Origin of the sequence: Curvibacter sp. AEP1-3, assembly GCF_002163715.1 — a bacterium.
Lineage (GTDB): Bacteria > Pseudomonadota > Gammaproteobacteria > Burkholderiales > Burkholderiaceae_C > Allorhodoferax.
Genome location: NZ_CP015698.1, coordinates 3,056,911 through 3,073,381, shown reverse-complemented (window position 1 = coordinate 3,073,381; position 16,471 = coordinate 3,056,911). Strand labels below are relative to the sequence as shown.

Genomic DNA, 16,471 nt, shown 5'->3' with positions numbered 1-16,471 from the left:
AGCATGAAAATTGAAGGGCGATATGATCGTGTCATTGTAGCGGTTGGCCCCTGTCGGCCTGTTTGATGACCATGCCAGGAATGTGCTGATGAGCAATATCGAAGAATTGAAAAACACGGGCCTCAAGGCCACGGTCCCCCGCCTGAAAATTCTGGAAGTCTTTCAACGCGGCACCCAGCGCCACATGACGGCGGAAGATGTGTTCCGCGTTTTGTTGCAGGAACGCTCCGATGTGGGCTTGGCCACCGTCTACCGGGTCTTGACCCAATTCGAGCAGGCGAGCATTTTGAGCCGCAGCCACTTTGAGAGCGGCAAAGCGGTGTACGAACTGAACGAAGGCCAGCACCACGACCATCTGGTGTGTCTGGACTGCGGACGGGTGGAAGAGTTTTACGACGCAGAAATCGAAAAACGCCAACATGCCGTAGCAAAAGCCAAGGGATTTGCGATTTCCGACCACGCCCTGAGTTTGTACGCCAACTGCACCAAGGGCGCGTGCCCTCACCGCAACAGTAGCAATTAGCCGCCTTGGGCCATCGCCTTGCGGTGGCGCTCCACGAATTCTTGGTAAGTGTCAATCCCGCGCAACTGCAGGATCGTGTTGCGGACAGCGGCCTCCACCAGTACCGCAATGTTGCGGCCAGCCACCACTTGAATCACCACCTTGCGCACCGGTATGCCCAGCACATCCTGCGTCAAAGGTTCATAGGGAATGCGTTCGTAATCCCGCTCCAGGGTTTCCCGCCGCACGAGATGCACGATCAATTTCAAGCGCATTTTGCGGCGCACCGCCGTTTCACCAAATATCCCGCGGATATCGAGCAAACCGATGCCGCGCACTTCCAGCAGGTTCTGCAGCAACTCCGGGCAACGCCCCTCGATCGTGGTCTGATTGATGCGATAGAGGTCTACGGCATCGTCGGCCACCAAGCCGTTGCCGCGTGAAATCAGCTCCAGACCGAGCTCACTCTTGCCAAGACCGGATTCACCGGTAATTAACACCCCCAGCCCCAAGATGTCCATGAACACCCCGTGCATAGACATGCGGTCCGCAAAGTGTTTGGACAGATAGGCCCGAAGTACGTCAATAACGAAGGCAGACGACTCCTTGGTCGCAAACATGGGGATTTGTGCTCGCTCGCACATGGCCAACAGGGCCTGCGGAGCAACTTGCCCATCTGCCAGTACAAGCACTGGCGGCTCCAATGTCACGATGCGGGAAATGCGGCGGGCGCAATCTTCGGGGGTGGCGTTGGTGATGTACGTTATCTCACGCTCACCGAGAATCTGGACGCGGTACGGGTGGATGTAGTTCAGATAACCCACCAGATCGGCACCGGACCGGGCTGCCTTGATGGCAACCTCATCGAACCGACGTTCAGAGGCACCTAGACCGGCAACCCACTCCCAGCGCAAATGCCCCCTGAATTCCTCAAAGAGTGCGTCTGCACTGACTGCGGTGGGTTTCAATGCGGCACCTGAAGGTGGGAAAGGACTTAAGCCGCTCTGGCGGACTGCCAGCCGGCAATCAGGGAGTGCAATAGGGCCGCGTCTGCGCAGGTAGTGATTTGCTCACGGAGAGCGGAATCACTCAAGAGCTCAGCGATTTCAGAGAGGATTTCCAAGTGTTTCTGGGTCGCTGCTTCGGGCACCAGAAGGAATATCAGCAGACTCACAGGAACATCGTCCGGTGAATCAAAGCCGATGGGGTGTGCCAACTGGAACACTGCGGCCATCGGTGACTTCAGGCCCTTGATACGGCCATGGGGGATAGCTACGCCATGCCCCAACCCTGTGGAACCCAAACGTTCACGGGAAAAAAGACTGTCGGTCACGAGCGCGCGGCTCAGACCGTGCAGGTTCTCGAACAGCAGGCCTGCCTCTTCAAATGCACGCTTTTTGCTGGTGACATCAACTTGCGCAAGTACTTGCGAAGGAGGAAGGATAGACGCTAGGCGGTTCATGGTAAGGAGCGGATTATGCACATAAAAAAACCGCCCGTGTCAGGGCGGTTTTAGTGTTGTCGTCTCTATTGCAACACTACATCAAGCGCTTGGGGGCCTCATGGTGGTGATTTTGCAAACGGTCCTTGTGACGAACCACTTGGCGATCGAGCTTGTCGACCAGATCATCCACAGCAGCATACAAGTCGGCATGGGCGCTTTCGGCAAACATGTCACTTCCTTTGACATGAATGTTGCACTCGGCACGCTGCCGTCGTTCCTTCTCCTTTTGCTTTTCAACGGTGAGTAGCACCTTGACGTCTACCACTTGATCGAAGTGGCGCATGATGCGATCGAGCTTGGTCGTGACATAACTACGCAGGGCCGGGGTAACTTCCAGGTGATGACCGCTGATCGTCAAATTCATAAATAGCCTCCAGTTGCTCTCAGGGTTGAAAATGCCTTCTGCAAAAGTAGCAGTCGGCGCTCAAACTTGTTAAACGATTTGCGATGTTTATGAATCCACTATGCGCCCGAATCAGGCCAATTGCAAAGTCTTTTTTGTAATGCACTGCAGCAATGAAATGACTTCGAATTTCACGATTTTCCAGCTGCTTGATGCAGGTTCAGCCTTCCGGCAACAACCACCGCCAAAACGCTGGCAACAGCGCCGATCAAGGCAGAGCCCCAATAGTTTTGAACCAAGCCAGCCGCGTCGCGGCTGATGATGGCGCCACCCACCAGAGCTGCAAGCCCCATGGCGGCTGACTGCACCGAGGCATTCAGGGTCATGAAGGTGCCGCGCAGTGCCGGGTTGGCCGCAGAGGTGAGCATGGCCATACCAGGAATCATGCGTCCGCTTCCACACACGAAAAATAGGGTCGATACCGCCAATGCGCCCCACATGCCGACCGGACCCAACAGGGTGAGGCCGATCAGGGGCAGCAAAAACACCAGAGCGATAGCCCTGAAAGTCTGGAACTTGCCCCAGCTATCCGCGAGGTTTCCGAACCAGCGCGCAGTAATCAGCGTCGCCACACCACCGCACAGGTACACATAAGGCACCTGATCCGCACGCAATCCCACATTGGACTGCATGAAGATGGTGATGTAAGGAATCACGGTAAAGCCGGAGAACATAAGCAAGGCGGAGAAAACAAATGCGCGCAAGTGATTGCGGTCTTTCAAGACCTCGGAGATCCGAGACCACGCCGATACCGGCGCATGGGCCTGCAAGTGCGCATTCAGCGCGGGAAGAGTCAGGAAAGCAAACACAGCAAACAGAACGCACACCCCCGCAATCAGCAGGAACGGGATATGCCACCCGAAATGCGCTGCCAAGAACAAGCCCAGCGGAACGCCTGCGACGGTAGAAACAGAAAACGAGGTCATGACGATGCCCATGGCATGACCTCTTCGCTCGAAGGGAATCACGTCGCCCACAATGGTCTGGCTCAACGCCGACAGCACGCCCCCAAAGATGCCGGCGCTGACCCGGGCCAACAACAACGTTTCATAGGTCGGCGCTACACCGCAAGCAAAAGTAGACAAGGCGAACAACCCGTACAACACCAATAGCAAGCGCTTGCGGTCAAAGCGATCGATGTAGGTGGATGCAAGCAGTCCAGAAGCCCCGCCTGCCAAGGTATAGGCCGAGACCAGCATCCCAAACTGGGCATCGCTGATGTGGAAGAGCGCGGTCAAAGCTGGCCCCAAGGGCATCATGATCATGAAGTCCAGGATGTTGGTGAACTGGATGCCGGCAAGCGTGATCAGCAGCCAGCGTTCACGCTTCGAACTCAAAGTAATGGGCATGGGGAGTAACAAAATGGGGAACCGGGATGGTGGGCAGCCACTCTATCACCCGGGGCGGTGCGATAATTTCCACTTCTGAATTACCGGAGAACGCTCCTTGGAAACCTACCCTAGTCGGTAGCTTTCAACTCCCACCACTGCGCCGGGGTTGAAAGCACCCAACACCCGCCTGCAGCCAACCATTTTGGGAGTGAGCCATGCTCAATATCTTTACGCTCGCCAATGGCCGACTCTTTCAAGAAGAAATCGAGTCGCTTGAAGAGCTTTCCAAGTTCCAGCCGATCTGGGTCGATCTGGAATCCCCCACGCTCGAAGAAAAGCGCTGGGTCAAACAGTACTACGGCCTGTCCATCCCGGATGACGCGATGGACGAGGACATCGAGGAATCCGCCCGCTTCTACGCCGAAGACAACGGCGACGTGCACATCCGCAGCGACTTTTTGATTGCGGACGACGACGAACCCCGCACCGTCCGGGCTGCGTTCATCTTGAACCTCGTCAATGACAATCTCAAAAGTAAAGGCGTGCTCTTCTCCATTCACGATGAAGACGTTCCCGTATTCCGGCTCCTGCGCATGCGCGCCCGCCGTGCACCCGGGCTGATCGAAGACGCCAAGGAAGTGCTGCTCAAGCTGTTCGATGCGGACGCCGAGTACTCCGCCGACACGCTGGAAGGCATCTACGACGAGCTGGAAAAAGTCAGCAAAAAGGTCCTTTCGGGCAACGTGACCGATGCCATCGCCGGCGAAGCGCTGGGCGCGATTGCCCGCCACGAGGATTTGAGTGGCCGCATCCGCCGCAACGTGATGGATACGCGCCGTGCGGTCAGCTTCATGATGCGCAGCAAGATGCTCAACGCCGAGCAGTTCGAACAGGCTCGGCAGATTTTGCGAGACATTGACTCGCTGGACTCGCACACCGCATTCCTGTTCGACAAGATCAACTTTTTGATGGATGCGACGGTAGGTTTCATCAACATCAACCAGAACAAGATCATCAAGATCTTCTCGGTGGCCAGCGTAGCCTTGCTGCCTCCGACCCTCGTTGCCAGCGTGTATGGCATGAACCTCAAGTTCCCGGAACTGGAGTTCCTGGGAGGGTGGAGCTACCCGTACACGGTAGCCCTGATGATCTCCAGTGCCTTGGTGCCCATGTGGTACTTCTACAAACGCGGTTGGCTGCGTTAGCACTCTTTTGAGGCCCTATCGCCCGACACATATGCGCGGACAGCTATCTTTTCGATAGCAACTCAAGCATCTCCAGCACAAAGGCACGGGCGTAAAGGCTCGCCGTTTCCCGCACGAACTGCGGGAAATCCACATGTGCGGTGTCATCCGCCCGGTCTGAAATGGTGCGCATCGCCACGAAAGGCACGCCATAGTCTGCGCACACTTGGGCTACGGCGGCGCCCTCCATCTCTACCGCCAATGGGCAATAGCCTGAGGAAGCCAGTGCGCTCAGCAATGCGCTGACTTCGGCAGTGCTGCTTACAAACCGGTCGCCACTGGCAATCAAGCCCGTGTGCAGCTTTGCCGGGTAGCGCGCTGTACGCAACGCCGGCTGCACGCGATTGAAGGCCTCACAGGCAGTCGCCAAAAGCGGAGGATCCGCTGCAAAAAGTGCCTGCCCGCACAGCGGGATCTCAAAGCGGGGGAACAGCGGCGAGGCGTCCATATCATGCTGCACATAGTGGCTGCCCACCACCACATCGCCCACCCGGACTACAGGCCCTACCCCGCCGGCGACGCCGGTAAACAGAACCCGGGAAGCGCAGAAGTGGGTGATTAAACCGGTAGCCGTCGTCGCGGCGGCCACTTTGCCGATGCGGGACAGCGCCAACACCACAGGCAAGCCCTGCAAGCGGCCGGTCCAGAAAACACGCCCCCCATGATCCACTCGCCGGGCATCTTGCAAGTGCTCGAGCAGGCCCTCTTGTTCTTCAGCGAGGGCGCTCAGGATGGCAATGGGAGTTTCAGCGCTCATGGCATAGGAATCAGATGCAAAACACGGAGCTTAGCAAGCCACAAAGCAAAAGCGGCCCGAAGGCCGCCGTTGCTGCCGAGGTTTTCCTCCAGGAGGAGGGAACAACGCTTATTTCTCGCGCAATTCGCGCCGCAGGATCTTGCCGACCGGGGTTTTCGGCAAATCGGCGCGGAACTCCACGACCTTGGGCTGTTTGTAGCCGGTCAGGTTCTCTTTGCAGAAGTTGCGCACATCTTCTTCGCTGAGGTTGGGGTCTTTCTTGACGATTACCAGCTTGACGGCCTCGCCGGACTTGGCATCGACCACGCCCACGCATGCGCACTCCAAGACGCCAGGCATCTGGGTGACCACGTCTTCGAGTTCGGTAGGGAACACGTTGAAGCCGCTGACCAGAATCATGTCCTTCTTGCGATCCACAATTTTGAAGAAGCCACGGGCATCCACCACGCCGATGTCGCCGGTCTTGAAGTAGCCATCCGGCGTCATGACCTTGGCGGTTTCATCCGGACGCTGCCAGTAACCCGCCATGACCTGAGGGCCCTTGATGGCGATCTCGCCGCTCTGGCCTTCCGCCACTTCCACACCGTCGTCGTCCAGCAGCTTCATGTAGGTGCTGGGCAAGGGCACGCCGATGGTGCCGGTGTATTCGTTGGAAGTGATGGGGTTGCAGCTCACCGTAGGCGAAGTTTCGCTCAGCCCATAGCCCTCACAGATGGGGCAACCGGTCTTCTCAAACCACAACTTGGCCACACCACTCTGCACCGCGGTGCCACCACCCACCGCCACTTTCAGGTGGCTCCAGTCCACGGTATTGAAGTCGGGGTGATTCGCCAAACCATTGAACAAGGTGTTGACAGCGGGAAAGCTGTGGATGGTGTGCTTGGACAGCTCTTTCAGTACGCCGGGAATATCACGCGGGTTCGGGATCAGGATCAGTTTGCCGCCCGTGCGCATGGACAGCATCATGCCGACCGTAAAGGCGAACACGTGGTACAGCGGCAGCGCACACACCGTGGTGGGTTGCTGCTCCGCCGGCACCTTGGCCATGGCGGGTGCGTACCAAGCCTCGGACTGCAACGTATTGGCGATCACGTTGCGGTGCAAGAGCACTGCTCCCTTGGACACACCAGTGGTGCCGCCGGTGTACTGCAATACCGCTACGTCATCCGCCTTGATGTCGGGCTTCTTGAAAGGAGCCTTGGTGCCGCGGGCCACCGCCTCGTTAAACCGTACCGCATGAGGCAGGTTGTAGGCAGGCACCATCTTCTTGACGTTGCGCACCACGTAATTCACAAGGGTGCCTTTGAGCAGACCCAGTCGGTCACCCATGGAGCACAGCACCACATGCTTGACTGGCGTGGCGGCAATGCACTTTTCCAGGGTGTGAGCGAAGTTCTCAATGATGATGATGGCCTTGGAGCCGGAGTCCTTGAGTTGATGTTCCAACTCCCGGGCGGTGTACAAGGGGTTCACATTCACCACCACAAACCCGGCACGAAGGATGGCAGCCACCGCAATCGGGTATTGAGGCACGTTGGGCATCATGATGGCGACGCGGTCACCCTTGACCAGACCCAGACCCTGCAGATACGCCGCAACCGCCAGGCTCAGGCTGTCGGTTTGGCCGAAGCTAAGGTCCTTGCCCATGAAGTTGTAGGCCACGCGGCTTTCGTACTTGCGAAAGCTTTCTTCCAACAAGGCCACCAAAGAGGAGTATTTGGCAGGGTCGATGTCAGCAGGCACACCTTGTGGGTAGCTGCCAAGCCAAACGCGATCAGTCATGTCTTGTGTCTCCGGTCTATTTTTATGCAGCCTGCCATTTTCATGCAGGCCAACCAGCCCGCCCACGGTGTTTACCTTAGGCGGGCTGTCCTTAGGCGTACGCCTCTATTCGATGGCTTTGCCCATATCTTCAACGACCTTCTTGGCGTCACCGAACACCATCATGGTCTTGTCCATGTAGAACAACTCATTGTCCAGACCGGCATAGCCCGCGGCCATGGAGCGCTTGTTCACGATGATGGTCTTGGCCTTGTAGGCCTCGAGGATAGGCATGCCGTAAATCGGGCTGCCCTTGGTGTGGGCTGCAGGGTTCACCACGTCGTTGGCGCCCAGGATGATGGCGACATCGGCCTGGCCGAACTCGCCGTTGATGTCTTCCATCTCAAACACCTGGTCGTAAGGCACTTCGGCTTCGGCCAACAGTACGTTCATGTGGCCGGGCATACGCCCTGCAACCGGGTGAATGGCGTACTTGACGGTAATGCCCTTTTCGGTGAGCTTGGCAGCCAGTTCTTTGACGGCGTGTTGAGCGCGGGCCACTGCCAAGCCGTAGCCGGGCACGATCACCACCGTCTCGGCATTGCCCAACACAAAGGCTGCGTCATCCGCGCTGCCGCTTTTGACGGTGCGTTGCACCGCAGCACCCGCCGGGCCCGAAGACGCGTCACCACCGAAGCCGCCCAGAATCACGTTGAAGAACGAGCGGTTCATCGCCTTGCACATGATGTAACTCAGGATGGCGCCGCTGGACCCGACCAGTGAGCCGGCAATGATGAGCATGCTGTTGTTCAAACTGAAACCGATGCCTGCAGCCGCCCAGCCGGAATAGCTGTTGAGCATGGAGACGACCACCGGCATGTCCGCGCCGCCGATGGGAATGATGATGAGCACACCCATCACAAAGCCCAGCGCCAGAATCAGGGCGAAGTCCATGGGACTCTGGGAATGCCAGAAGCCGAACACAAAGAAGACCGACGCTAGGCCCAGCACCAGATTGAGCTTGTGCTGGCCGGGGAAGGTGACCGGGGCGCCCTGGAACAGGCGGAACTTGTACTTGCCGGACAACTTGCCGAAGGCAATCACGGAGCCGCTGAAGGTCACCGCGCCGATGAACGCGCCCAAGGCCAATTCAATCCGGTTGCCACCGGGAATGGCTCCCCCTTTTTCAGCAATACTGAAGGCCCAAGGTTCGGCCACTGCAGCCACCGCAATGAATACTGCTGCCAAACCGATCATGCTATGCATGAAGGCCACCAGCTCCGGCATCTTGGTCATCTCCACGCGCTTGGCCATTACGGTACCGGCAGTGCCGCCTACCAGCAAGGCGCCCAACACCCAGGCCATGCCTGTCATGCCGTCCTGACCGAGCTGGCCTGCGAGCTTGAAAATCAGAGCGCCGGTGGTGAACACGGCCACTGCCATACCCACCATACCAAAGACATTGCCCCGGATCGAGGTAGTGGGATGGGACAGACCCTTGAGCGCCTGGATAAAGCAGACGCTGGCAAAGAGATACAACAGGGTGACGAGATTCAGGCTCATTCTTTGGCTCCTGAGTTGGGGGCTTTCTTTTCTTTCTTTTTGAACATTTCCAGCATGCGGCGGGTTACCATGAAACCGCCGAACACATTGACGGCCGCCAAGGCCACAGCCAGCACGCCCATGGATTTGCCCAAGGTGGTTTCCGTCAGCGCAGCGGCCAGCATGGCGCCGACGATGACGATGGCAGAAATGGCGTTGGTCACGGCCATCAGCGGCGTGTGCAGTGCAGGGGTCACGGTCCAGACCACGTGGTAACCCACGTAAATGGCCAGCACAAAAATGATCAGGTTCAGGATGGTGGGGGAAACCATTTCCATGGTGTCGCTCCTTGAAAGGGTAGGTAAATGAACTGAGGGGCGTAGGGTGGTGTGCGCGGTTTACTTGCGACGCACTTCGCCGCCTTGGGTCACCAGGCAGGCTGCCACGATGTCGTCTTCCAGGTCCACGTGCAAGGCACCTTCCTTGTTGATGATCAACTTCAGGAAGTCCAGCACGTTGCGCGCATAGAGCGACGAAGCATCCGCCGCTACCAGCGCAGGCAAATTGGTTTCACCGATCAGGGTCACGCCGTGTTTGACGACGGTTTTGTCGGCCTCGGACAGGGGGCAGTTACCGCCACCGTTCGGGCCCTTGCCCGCAGCAATATCCACAATCACCGAACCGGGCTTCATGGACTTGACCATGTCCTCGGTAATCAACGTGGGGGCTGCGCGACCGGGAATCAGCGCGGTGCTGATAACCACATCAGCCTGCGCCACGCGCTTGGCAACCTCCGCCTTCTGGCGGTCCAGCCAGCTCTGGGGCATGGGCTTGGCGTATCCGCCCACGCCGACAGCGGCTTCTTTCTCTTCATCCGTCTCATAAGGCACGTCGATGAACTTGGCCCCGAGAGATTCGACCTGTTCTTTGACGCTGGGGCGCACATCCGAGGCTTCAATCACTGCGCCCAAGCGCTTGGCAGTGGCGATGGCCTGCAAACCGGCCACACCAACGCCGAGGATGACAACGCGTGCCGCTTTGACAGTGCCGGCAGCCGTCATCAACATGGGGAAAAAGCGTTGGTACTTGTCAGCCGCCATCATCACGGCTTTGTAGCCGGCGATGTTGGCTTGGCTGGAGAGCACGTCCATGCTTTGCGCACGGGTGGTACGGGGTGCCGCTTCTAACGCATAGGCATTGAGCTGGGCAGCAGCCAGACGCTGCAGGCCCTCTGCATCGAACGGATTGAGCATGCCTACCAGCGTGGCACCAGGGGTCATCATTGCTGCCTCCGCGTCCACGGGGGTGCGTACCTTGAGTACCAGCTCGCTTCCCAAGGCACCTGCTGCGTCGGTAATCTCTGCACCGGCGGCGACATAGGCCTCGTCAGTCACGCTCGCGGCAAGACCGGCTCCGGATTGAACACGCACCGTGTGCCCCTGGGATTTCAGTTTCTTCACTGTCTCCGGGGTCACGGCAACTCGGGTCTCTCCCGCCAGTGTTTCAGCGGGTACGCCTATGTGCATGGGGCACTCCTATAGAGTTGGATTCAAGCTGTCTGTTAGCTTACATGAGTTTCCCTGCATTCCATAGGGCTAAAGTTGCGGCTTTCGGCAAAGACTTTTGCGCTAAATACACATAATCATCCATGACCGAACGATGGAAACCCAGTGCCACGGTGGCGGCAGTGATTGAGCAGAACGGCCGCTTTCTTCTGGTGGAGGAGCACACCCCCGAAGGCCTGCGACTCAACAACCCCGCCGGTCACCTGGACCCGGGTGAGTCTCCCGTCCAAGGCTGCGCACGCGAGGTACTGGAAGAAACGGCTTACCCCTTTGTACCCGGCGCACTGGTAGGGATCTACCTTTCGCGGTTCGTGCGCGAGCTGCCGGACGGCCCGCAAGACATTACCTACCTGCGCTTTGCTTTTTGCGGCACCGTTGGCGAACGAATCGAAGGCAAGGCGCTGGACCACGGTATCGTGCGGGCCCTGTGGCTGACGCCGGATGAAATCCGCACTAGCAAGGACCGGCATCGCAGTCCCTTGTTGCTCCAGTGCATGGAAGACTATCTGCGCGGCCAACGCTACCCGCTGGATGTGATTCACACCGATCCCAGCGTTTGGGCATCTTTGCAAACGCTACAAAAATAATAGCTGCTTGCGCATATTCCGCGGGCGCGAGGGGCAAATTTGACACTCCATGCTGACACCTGCAACGGGGACTAAAATCAGGGCATGAGTAAGCAACGTATTGTCGTGGGCCTGAGCGGTGGCGTGGATTCGGCTGTTACCGCCCATCTTTTGAAACAGCAAGGGCATGAGGTGGTCGGCATCTTCATGAAGAACTGGGAAGATGACGACGACAGCGAATACTGCTCCTCCAATATCGACTTCGTCGATGCCGCAGCCGTCGCCGATGTGCTGGGCATTGAAATCGAGCACGTCAACTTTGCGGCCGAATACCGTGACCGCGTGTTTGCGGAGTTCCTGCACGAATACCAGGCAGGCCGCACCCCGAACCCCGACATTCTTTGCAATGCCGAAATCAAATTCAAGGCATTTTTGGACCATGCCATGCGTTTGGGCGCCGAAAAGATTGCTACCGGACACTACGCAAGAGTTCGCCTCAATGCTTCCAGCGGCAAGCACGAGTTACTCAAAGGCTTGGACCCGGCCAAGGACCAGAGCTATTTTTTGCACCGGTTGAACCAGGCTCAGCTGTCCAAAACACTTTTTCCTGTGGGGGAGCTCCATAAAACCGAGGTACGCCGTATCGCCGACGACATTGGCCTGCCCAATGCCAAGAAGAAGGACTCCACGGGCATCTGCTTCATTGGGGAGCGGCCGTTCCGCGAGTTTTTGAACCGCTATATCTCCAAGGAGCCGGGGCCCATCAAGAACCCCAAAGGCCACACCATCGGGGAACACGTGGGCCTGTCGTTCTACACATTGGGCCAACGCCAAGGCCTGGGCATAGGCGGCATCAAAGCCAGAGGTGCTCAGCGAGGTGGTGGCGAACACACGCCGTGGTTTGTTGCGCGCAAAGATTTGCCGAACAACACGCTATGGGTCGTACAGGGGCACGATCACCCTTGGTTGCAATCGGAACGCCTGGAAGCCCTGAACGCCTCTTGGGTTAGTAGCGAAGCACCCATCCCCATGACAGCGGCCGCCAAAACGCGGTATCGCCAAGCTGATGCACCATGCGGATTCGAACCCCTAGGCGCCGATGCATTTGCCCTGCAATTTCCCCAAGCGCAATGGGCAGTGACGCCCGGTCAATCCGCGGTGTTGTATGACGGGGATGTATGCCTTGGTGGAGGGATCATCCACAACGCATCAGCCTTGCCGGCGACCTGAACTGCGCAATTACAACAAATATTCATGGAAAACATGGCATTTTTGGCACCTTGTTTTCATCATGCGGTGCTAGCATTCAATGCCATCCGGGTTGGCATACCCAACCCTATGTCCCAATTGAAAGCGGCTTGCCATGTTCCATGTGTTGCGTAACGAGGATGGATCGATTGCCTCCCTCTCCCGCGCGGAAAGGCCCGGCGGCGAGCTGCTGAGCGATGAGCACCCCGATATCCAGGCGTTTCTGGGACACACCTCCAGTGGAAGCGGATTTGGAGAGGCTGATGCTGAATTTGTGCGGGTGCTGGAGGACTTGATCGATACCTTGATTATCAAAAACGTCATCCGGCATACGGACTTGCCTGCGGCGGCTCAACAAAAGATCAGCAAACGCAAAGGTCTGCGCAACCGGATGCAGGGTGCACTGAATCTGCTTGGTGGCGATCAACGTATTATTTAAATGACAGACAGCCTGCCTCCCTCCGGCCCTGCAACTCCAAAACCCGCTCATTGGCGGATCGGTGAACACGGGACCCATTTCGACCCCTTGCTGGACAGCTTGGTCTCGATTTCCCGCATTTACGGCATATCCACCACGCAAGAAGCCTTGTCTGCCGGACTTCCGCTGGAAAACAACCTGGTCACGCCAGCCCTCTTGCCACGCGCTGCGGCACGGGCTGGTCTGACGGCGCGCCTTGCCAGACGCAAGCTCAGCGATTTGCGCCCTGGCTTACTGCCCGTCATCTTGTTGCTGCAGGACAAACAGGCTTGCCTGCTACTGGAATGGACGGAGGACGGCCAAGCGCGAGTGCGTTTTCCGGAAAGCGGCGAGTCCGGTGATGTGATCAGCAAAGAGGCTTTGGAATCCCTGTTTGCCGGCGTGGTGTTCTTCGTGCGTCCGGTTTTCAAGTTTGACCCTCGCACGCCTGCCACCGGTGAACTGAAATCCAAACACTGGTTCTGGGGGGTTGTTTTCCAGAACTGGCGCCTCTACCGAGACAGCTTGATCGCCGCACTGCTAATCAATATGTTTGCGCTGGCCATGCCCATGTTCTCGATGACGGTCTACGACCGCGTGGTGCCGAACAGGGCCGAGGAGACGTTGTGGGTTCTGGCCATTGGTGTGATGCTGATGATGGTGTTTGATACGGTGCTGCGCACCATGCGAGCCTACATCCTGGACACAGCGGGCAAGCGGATTGATGTGACATTGTCTGCACGCATCATGGAACGCGTACTGGGCCTCAAGATGTCGGACCGGCCTGCTTCCGTAGGATCTTTTGCAGCGAATCTGCGGGCGTTTGAATCCGTCAGAGACTTTGTCGCATCTGCGAGCATCACCACGCTAGTGGACCTGCCCTTTGTGCTGGTGTTTTTTCTGGCACTGATCTGGATTTCGCCTTGGTTAACGCTGCCGCCTCTGGTTTGCATCGTCCTGCTTTTGGTTGTGTCACTGGCCACACAGCGAAAGATGCAAGAGCTGGTGGAAGTCTCGTCCCGGGCAACCTCCCAGCGCAACGCCACACTGGTGGAGAGCCTGGTGGGCATTGAAACCATCAAATTCATGGTGGCGGAAAGTAGCTTCCAACGCAAATGGGAGCAGAGCACCATATTCCTCGCTCAAACGGGCACAAAACTGAAGCTGCTGTCCAACGGCACGATGAACTTTGCACAAGCCATGCAGCAGCTGGTGTCGGTTACCAGCGTCATCGTCGGCGTGTACCTCCTCATGAACAATCAGATCAGCATGGGCGCCATCATTGCTGCATCGATGCTGGCCGGTCGTGCCATGGCACCGTTCGGACAAGTCGCAGGTCTGCTTCTCCAATATCACAGTGCCAAGAGTGGGTTGGCTTCCGTCGACACTCACATGAAGCAAGAACCGGAGCGTTCAGAAGAAACCTCATACCTGCATCGGGCTGGTTTTCAGGGAACGATTGAGTTCAAGAACGTCAGCTTTACCTACCCGGGCCAGCAACAAGCTGTACTGAGCAAGGTGTCCTTCAAGATCCATGCGGGTGAAAAAGTAGCCTTTATCGGACGGGTGGGTTCAGGAAAATCCACGATTCAGCGCCTGATACTGGGCCTGCACCAACCGACAGAGGGAGCCATCCTGATTGACGGTATCGATTCGCGGCAGATCGACCCCGCAGAACTGCGCCGTGCTGCAGGCTTTGTGTCCCAGGACGTCAGCCTCTTTTACGGTACGTTGAAAGAGAACATTGCACTGGGAGCGCCCTTTGCCGATGACCAGGACATTCTGGCTGCGGCAGAGATTGCGGGTGTGACGGAATTTGCCAACCGCCATCCCAAAGGATTCGACATGGCCATCGGTGAACGAGGCGAATCCTTGTCAGGAGGCCAGCGTCAAGCGGTCGGCATCGCCCGCGCAGTGTTGAATGACTCTCCCATGTTGCTTCTCGACGAGCCCAGCAGTGCCATGGACCACCAGAGTGAAGATGCACTCAAGAGCCGATTGCGGCGTTTCACCACCGGCAAAACCATGATTCTGGTCACCCATCGGACTTCCTTACTGGAGCTGATTGACCGCCTGATCGTGATCGATAACGGTCAGATCGTCGCAGATGGGCCCAAGGCACAAGTTGTGGAAGCGCTTCAAAGCGGACGTATCGGGAGGGCGTCATGATGAACCCCGATCCACAAGCCACCCGGACAACACCTACTCTTTGGGACAAGTTTTACGGAACAAGCTCACGCTTCCTGGACAAGTTGATGCTTGCGGTTACAGGCAAACAGAAAGAATTGGACAGCGACTTCGACGCCAATGCCGACTGGGCCATCGCAGAGCAAACACCCCAAGGCGCCCGCATTTTGGTGTGGTTGAGCGCCCTGACGGTGCTGGTGCTGTTGATTTGGTCTGCTTTTGCTGAATTGGACGAGGTCACTCGCGGTGAAGGCAAGGTCATCCCATCGCGCCAGATTCAAATATTGCAGAGCTTGGATGGCGGCATCATCTCTGAAATCCTTGCGCGCGAAGGGCAAGTGGTAAAGACCGGTGATTTGCTTGTGAAAGTGGATCCGACGCGGATGGTTTCCTCGCTGCGGGAAAACCAATCCCAGTACCTTTCTCTGCTGGCCAAAGGCGCCCGCCTCCGTGCACTGGCCGAAGGGTCACGCTTCGTGCCGCCCGAAGAAGTGTTGAAACAGGCGCCAGAAATTGTGGAGCAAGAACGTGCACTGTATGAGTCACGTCGGGCCGAATTGGATGCGACGGTCGGGGTTGCACGACAGCAATCTTCACAGCGCTCCCAGGAGTTGATCTCGGTGAAAGCCCGACGCGAGCAGGCTTCGCAGAGCTACACCCTGACGGCTAAAGAGCTGGAGCTGACCCGCCCCTTGGTAAAAACAGGAGCCATCTCAGACGTAGAGCTTTTGAGATTGGAACGCGATGTTGCCCGCTACCGTGGTGAGCGAGACAGTGCCAACTCCGATATCCCCAGGTTGGAGTCGGCGGTTGCCGAATCGAACCGAAAAATCCAAGAAGTAGAACTGACTTTCAGAAATATCGCGCGCTCCGAGTTGAGCGAAACCAATGCCAAGCTGAATGCCCTCTCTGAAGGCAGCACCGCGCTCGAGGACCGGGTTAAACAGACCGAGATCAGGTCACCGGTCAACGGAACGGTCAAACAGCTGCGTGTGAACACTGTGGGCGGCGTAGTTCAACCCGGCAAAGATCTCATCGAATTAGTGCCATCTGACGATGCTTTGCTATTGGAAGCACGCGTCTTGCCACGAGATATTGCATTTTTGCGCCCCGGCCAAAAAGCGCTTGTCAAGTTTACTGCCTATGACTTTGCGGTGTATGGCGGTTTGGAGGCCACGTTGGAGCAAATTGGCGCTGACAGTGTTGTCGATGAGAAGGGGAATGCGTTCTTTGTGGTCCGCGTAAGAACCCTTTCCACCACGATCGGTCAACAAAAATTGCCCATCATTCCTGGCATGGTGGCGGAAGTCGACATCCTGACAGGCAAAAAATCCGTGCTGGCATATCTGATGAAGCCCATCCTGCGCGCAAAGTCAAAGGCGATGTCAGAGCGATGAGAAGGAA

Annotated in this window: 16 protein-coding genes; 7 read left to right on the top strand and 9 right to left on the bottom strand. The window is 57.4% G+C overall.

The window, feature by feature from the left end; translation table 11 throughout:
• Positions 1-88 precede the first annotated feature (88 nt).
• Entirely contained in the window at positions 89-523 is a 435-nt protein-coding gene (fur, locus tag AEP_RS14325; RefSeq protein WP_087497353.1) for a ferric iron uptake transcriptional regulator, read from the top strand.
• Here the strand turns inward: fur and hprK are convergent.
• From hprK to AEP_RS14305, 4 genes are all read right to left on the bottom strand, one after another.
• Entirely contained in the window at positions 520-1,470 is a 951-nt protein-coding gene (gene hprK, locus AEP_RS14320; RefSeq protein WP_087496010.1) for an HPr(Ser) kinase/phosphatase, read from the bottom strand. The two genes, fur and hprK, sit on opposite strands and share 4 nt — an antisense overlap.
• Before the next feature lie 26 nt (positions 1,471-1,496).
• Positions 1,497-1,964, bottom strand: a complete 468-nt coding sequence (locus tag AEP_RS14315; RefSeq protein ID WP_087496009.1) for a PTS sugar transporter subunit IIA — start codon at positions 1,962-1,964, stop codon at positions 1,497-1,499.
• Positions 1,965-2,040: 76 nt separating this feature from the next.
• Entirely contained in the window at positions 2,041-2,370 is a 330-nt protein-coding gene (gene hpf / locus AEP_RS14310) for a ribosome hibernation-promoting factor, HPF/YfiA family (RefSeq protein ID WP_087496008.1), read from the bottom strand.
• 170 nt (positions 2,371-2,540) lie between these two features.
• Entirely contained in the window at positions 2,541-3,758 is a 1,218-nt protein-coding gene (locus AEP_RS14305; RefSeq protein ID WP_087496007.1) for an MFS transporter, read from the bottom strand.
• Positions 3,759-3,955: 197 nt separating this feature from the next.
• Here AEP_RS14305 and AEP_RS14300 point away from each other — a divergent pair, with 197 nt between their 5' ends.
• Entirely contained in the window at positions 3,956-4,945 is a 990-nt protein-coding gene (locus AEP_RS14300; protein WP_087496006.1) for a magnesium and cobalt transport protein CorA, read from the top strand.
• Positions 4,946-4,988: 43 nt separating this feature from the next.
• Here AEP_RS14300 and AEP_RS14295 read toward each other — a convergent pair whose 3' ends face one another.
• The 5 genes from AEP_RS14295 to AEP_RS14275 form a co-directional block, all read right to left on the bottom strand.
• Complete coding sequence (locus AEP_RS14295; protein ID WP_087496005.1) at positions 4,989-5,741, bottom strand: 5'-methylthioadenosine/adenosylhomocysteine nucleosidase; 753 nt, start codon at positions 5,739-5,741, stop codon at positions 4,989-4,991.
• A 108-nt stretch (positions 5,742-5,849) separates the two neighbouring features.
• On the bottom strand, positions 5,850-7,523 hold the full coding sequence (locus tag AEP_RS14290) for a long-chain-fatty-acid--CoA ligase (RefSeq protein ID WP_087496004.1): 1,674 nt from the start codon (positions 7,521-7,523) through the stop codon (positions 5,850-5,852).
• A 105-nt stretch (positions 7,524-7,628) separates the two neighbouring features.
• Positions 7,629-9,065: an NAD(P)(+) transhydrogenase (Re/Si-specific) subunit beta gene (locus AEP_RS14285; RefSeq protein ID WP_087496003.1), complete on the bottom strand. Its 1,437-nt coding sequence runs from the start codon at positions 9,063-9,065 to the stop codon at positions 7,629-7,631.
• Complete coding sequence (locus AEP_RS14280) at positions 9,062-9,382, bottom strand: NAD(P) transhydrogenase subunit alpha (protein ID WP_087496002.1); 321 nt, start codon at positions 9,380-9,382, stop codon at positions 9,062-9,064. The genes AEP_RS14285 and AEP_RS14280 overlap by 4 nt, the downstream gene beginning before the upstream one ends.
• Positions 9,383-9,442: 60 nt before the next feature.
• Positions 9,443-10,570: a Re/Si-specific NAD(P)(+) transhydrogenase subunit alpha gene (locus AEP_RS14275; protein ID WP_087496001.1), complete on the bottom strand. Its 1,128-nt coding sequence runs from the start codon at positions 10,568-10,570 to the stop codon at positions 9,443-9,445.
• A gap of 122 nt (positions 10,571-10,692) precedes the next feature.
• On the opposite strand from AEP_RS14275, the gene AEP_RS14270 reads away from it, so the two are divergent.
• The 5 genes from AEP_RS14270 (at position 10,693) to AEP_RS14250 (ending at position 16,464) form a co-directional block, all read left to right on the top strand.
• Positions 10,693-11,196 carry an NUDIX hydrolase gene (locus AEP_RS14270; protein ID WP_087496000.1) on the top strand — a complete coding sequence of 168 codons (504 nt, stop codon included), beginning with the start codon at positions 10,693-10,695 and terminating at the stop codon, positions 11,194-11,196.
• Between the two features lie 84 nt (positions 11,197-11,280).
• The gene (gene mnmA / locus AEP_RS14265; RefSeq protein ID WP_087495999.1) at positions 11,281-12,405 is read left to right on the top strand and encodes a tRNA 2-thiouridine(34) synthase MnmA; all 1,125 of its coding nucleotides are present in this window, start codon (positions 11,281-11,283) and stop codon (positions 12,403-12,405) included.
• A gap of 133 nt (positions 12,406-12,538) precedes the next feature.
• Positions 12,539-12,862, top strand: a complete 324-nt coding sequence (locus AEP_RS14260) for a hypothetical protein (protein ID WP_087495998.1) — start codon at positions 12,539-12,541, stop codon at positions 12,860-12,862.
• Positions 12,863-15,049 carry a type I secretion system permease/ATPase gene (locus AEP_RS14255; RefSeq protein WP_087495997.1) on the top strand — a complete coding sequence of 729 codons (2,187 nt, stop codon included), beginning with the start codon at positions 12,863-12,865 and terminating at the stop codon, positions 15,047-15,049.
• Complete coding sequence (locus tag AEP_RS14250) at positions 15,046-16,464, top strand: HlyD family type I secretion periplasmic adaptor subunit (RefSeq protein WP_198301833.1); 1,419 nt, start codon at positions 15,046-15,048, stop codon at positions 16,462-16,464. Before AEP_RS14255 ends, AEP_RS14250 begins: the two co-directional genes overlap by 4 nt.
• Positions 16,465-16,471 lie beyond the last annotated feature (7 nt).

Bases quoted from the DNA above. Each gene is read 5' to 3' on its own strand.
- fur (WP_087497353.1), top strand. From the start codon at position 89: ATGAGCAATATCGAAGAATTGAAAAACACGGGCCTCAAGGCCACGGTC.
- AEP_RS14315 (WP_087496009.1), bottom strand. From the start codon at position 1,964: ATGAACCGCCTAGCGTCTATCCTTCCTCCTTCGCAAGTACTTGCGCAA.
- hpf (WP_087496008.1), bottom strand. From the start codon at position 2,370: ATGAATTTGACGATCAGCGGTCATCACCTGGAAGTTACCCCGGCCCTG.
- AEP_RS14305 (WP_087496007.1), bottom strand. From the start codon at position 3,758: ATGCCCATTACTTTGAGTTCGAAGCGTGAACGCTGGCTGCTGATCACG.
- AEP_RS14300 (WP_087496006.1), top strand. From the start codon at position 3,956: ATGCTCAATATCTTTACGCTCGCCAATGGCCGACTCTTTCAAGAAGAA.
- AEP_RS14295 (WP_087496005.1), bottom strand. From the start codon at position 5,741: ATGAGCGCTGAAACTCCCATTGCCATCCTGAGCGCCCTCGCTGAAGAA.
- AEP_RS14290 (WP_087496004.1), bottom strand. From the start codon at position 7,523: ATGACTGATCGCGTTTGGCTTGGCAGCTACCCACAAGGTGTGCCTGCT.
- AEP_RS14285 (WP_087496003.1), bottom strand. From the start codon at position 9,065: ATGAGCCTGAATCTCGTCACCCTGTTGTATCTCTTTGCCAGCGTCTGC.
- AEP_RS14280 (WP_087496002.1), bottom strand. From the start codon at position 9,382: ATGGAAATGGTTTCCCCCACCATCCTGAACCTGATCATTTTTGTGCTG.
- AEP_RS14275 (WP_087496001.1), bottom strand. From the start codon at position 10,570: ATGCACATAGGCGTACCCGCTGAAACACTGGCGGGAGAGACCCGAGTT.
- AEP_RS14270 (WP_087496000.1), top strand. From the start codon at position 10,693: ATGACCGAACGATGGAAACCCAGTGCCACGGTGGCGGCAGTGATTGAG.
- mnmA (WP_087495999.1), top strand. From the start codon at position 11,281: ATGAGTAAGCAACGTATTGTCGTGGGCCTGAGCGGTGGCGTGGATTCG.
- AEP_RS14260 (WP_087495998.1), top strand. From the start codon at position 12,539: ATGTTCCATGTGTTGCGTAACGAGGATGGATCGATTGCCTCCCTCTCC.
- AEP_RS14255 (WP_087495997.1), top strand. From the start codon at position 12,863: ATGACAGACAGCCTGCCTCCCTCCGGCCCTGCAACTCCAAAACCCGCT.
- AEP_RS14250 (WP_198301833.1), top strand. From the start codon at position 15,046: ATGATGAACCCCGATCCACAAGCCACCCGGACAACACCTACTCTTTGG.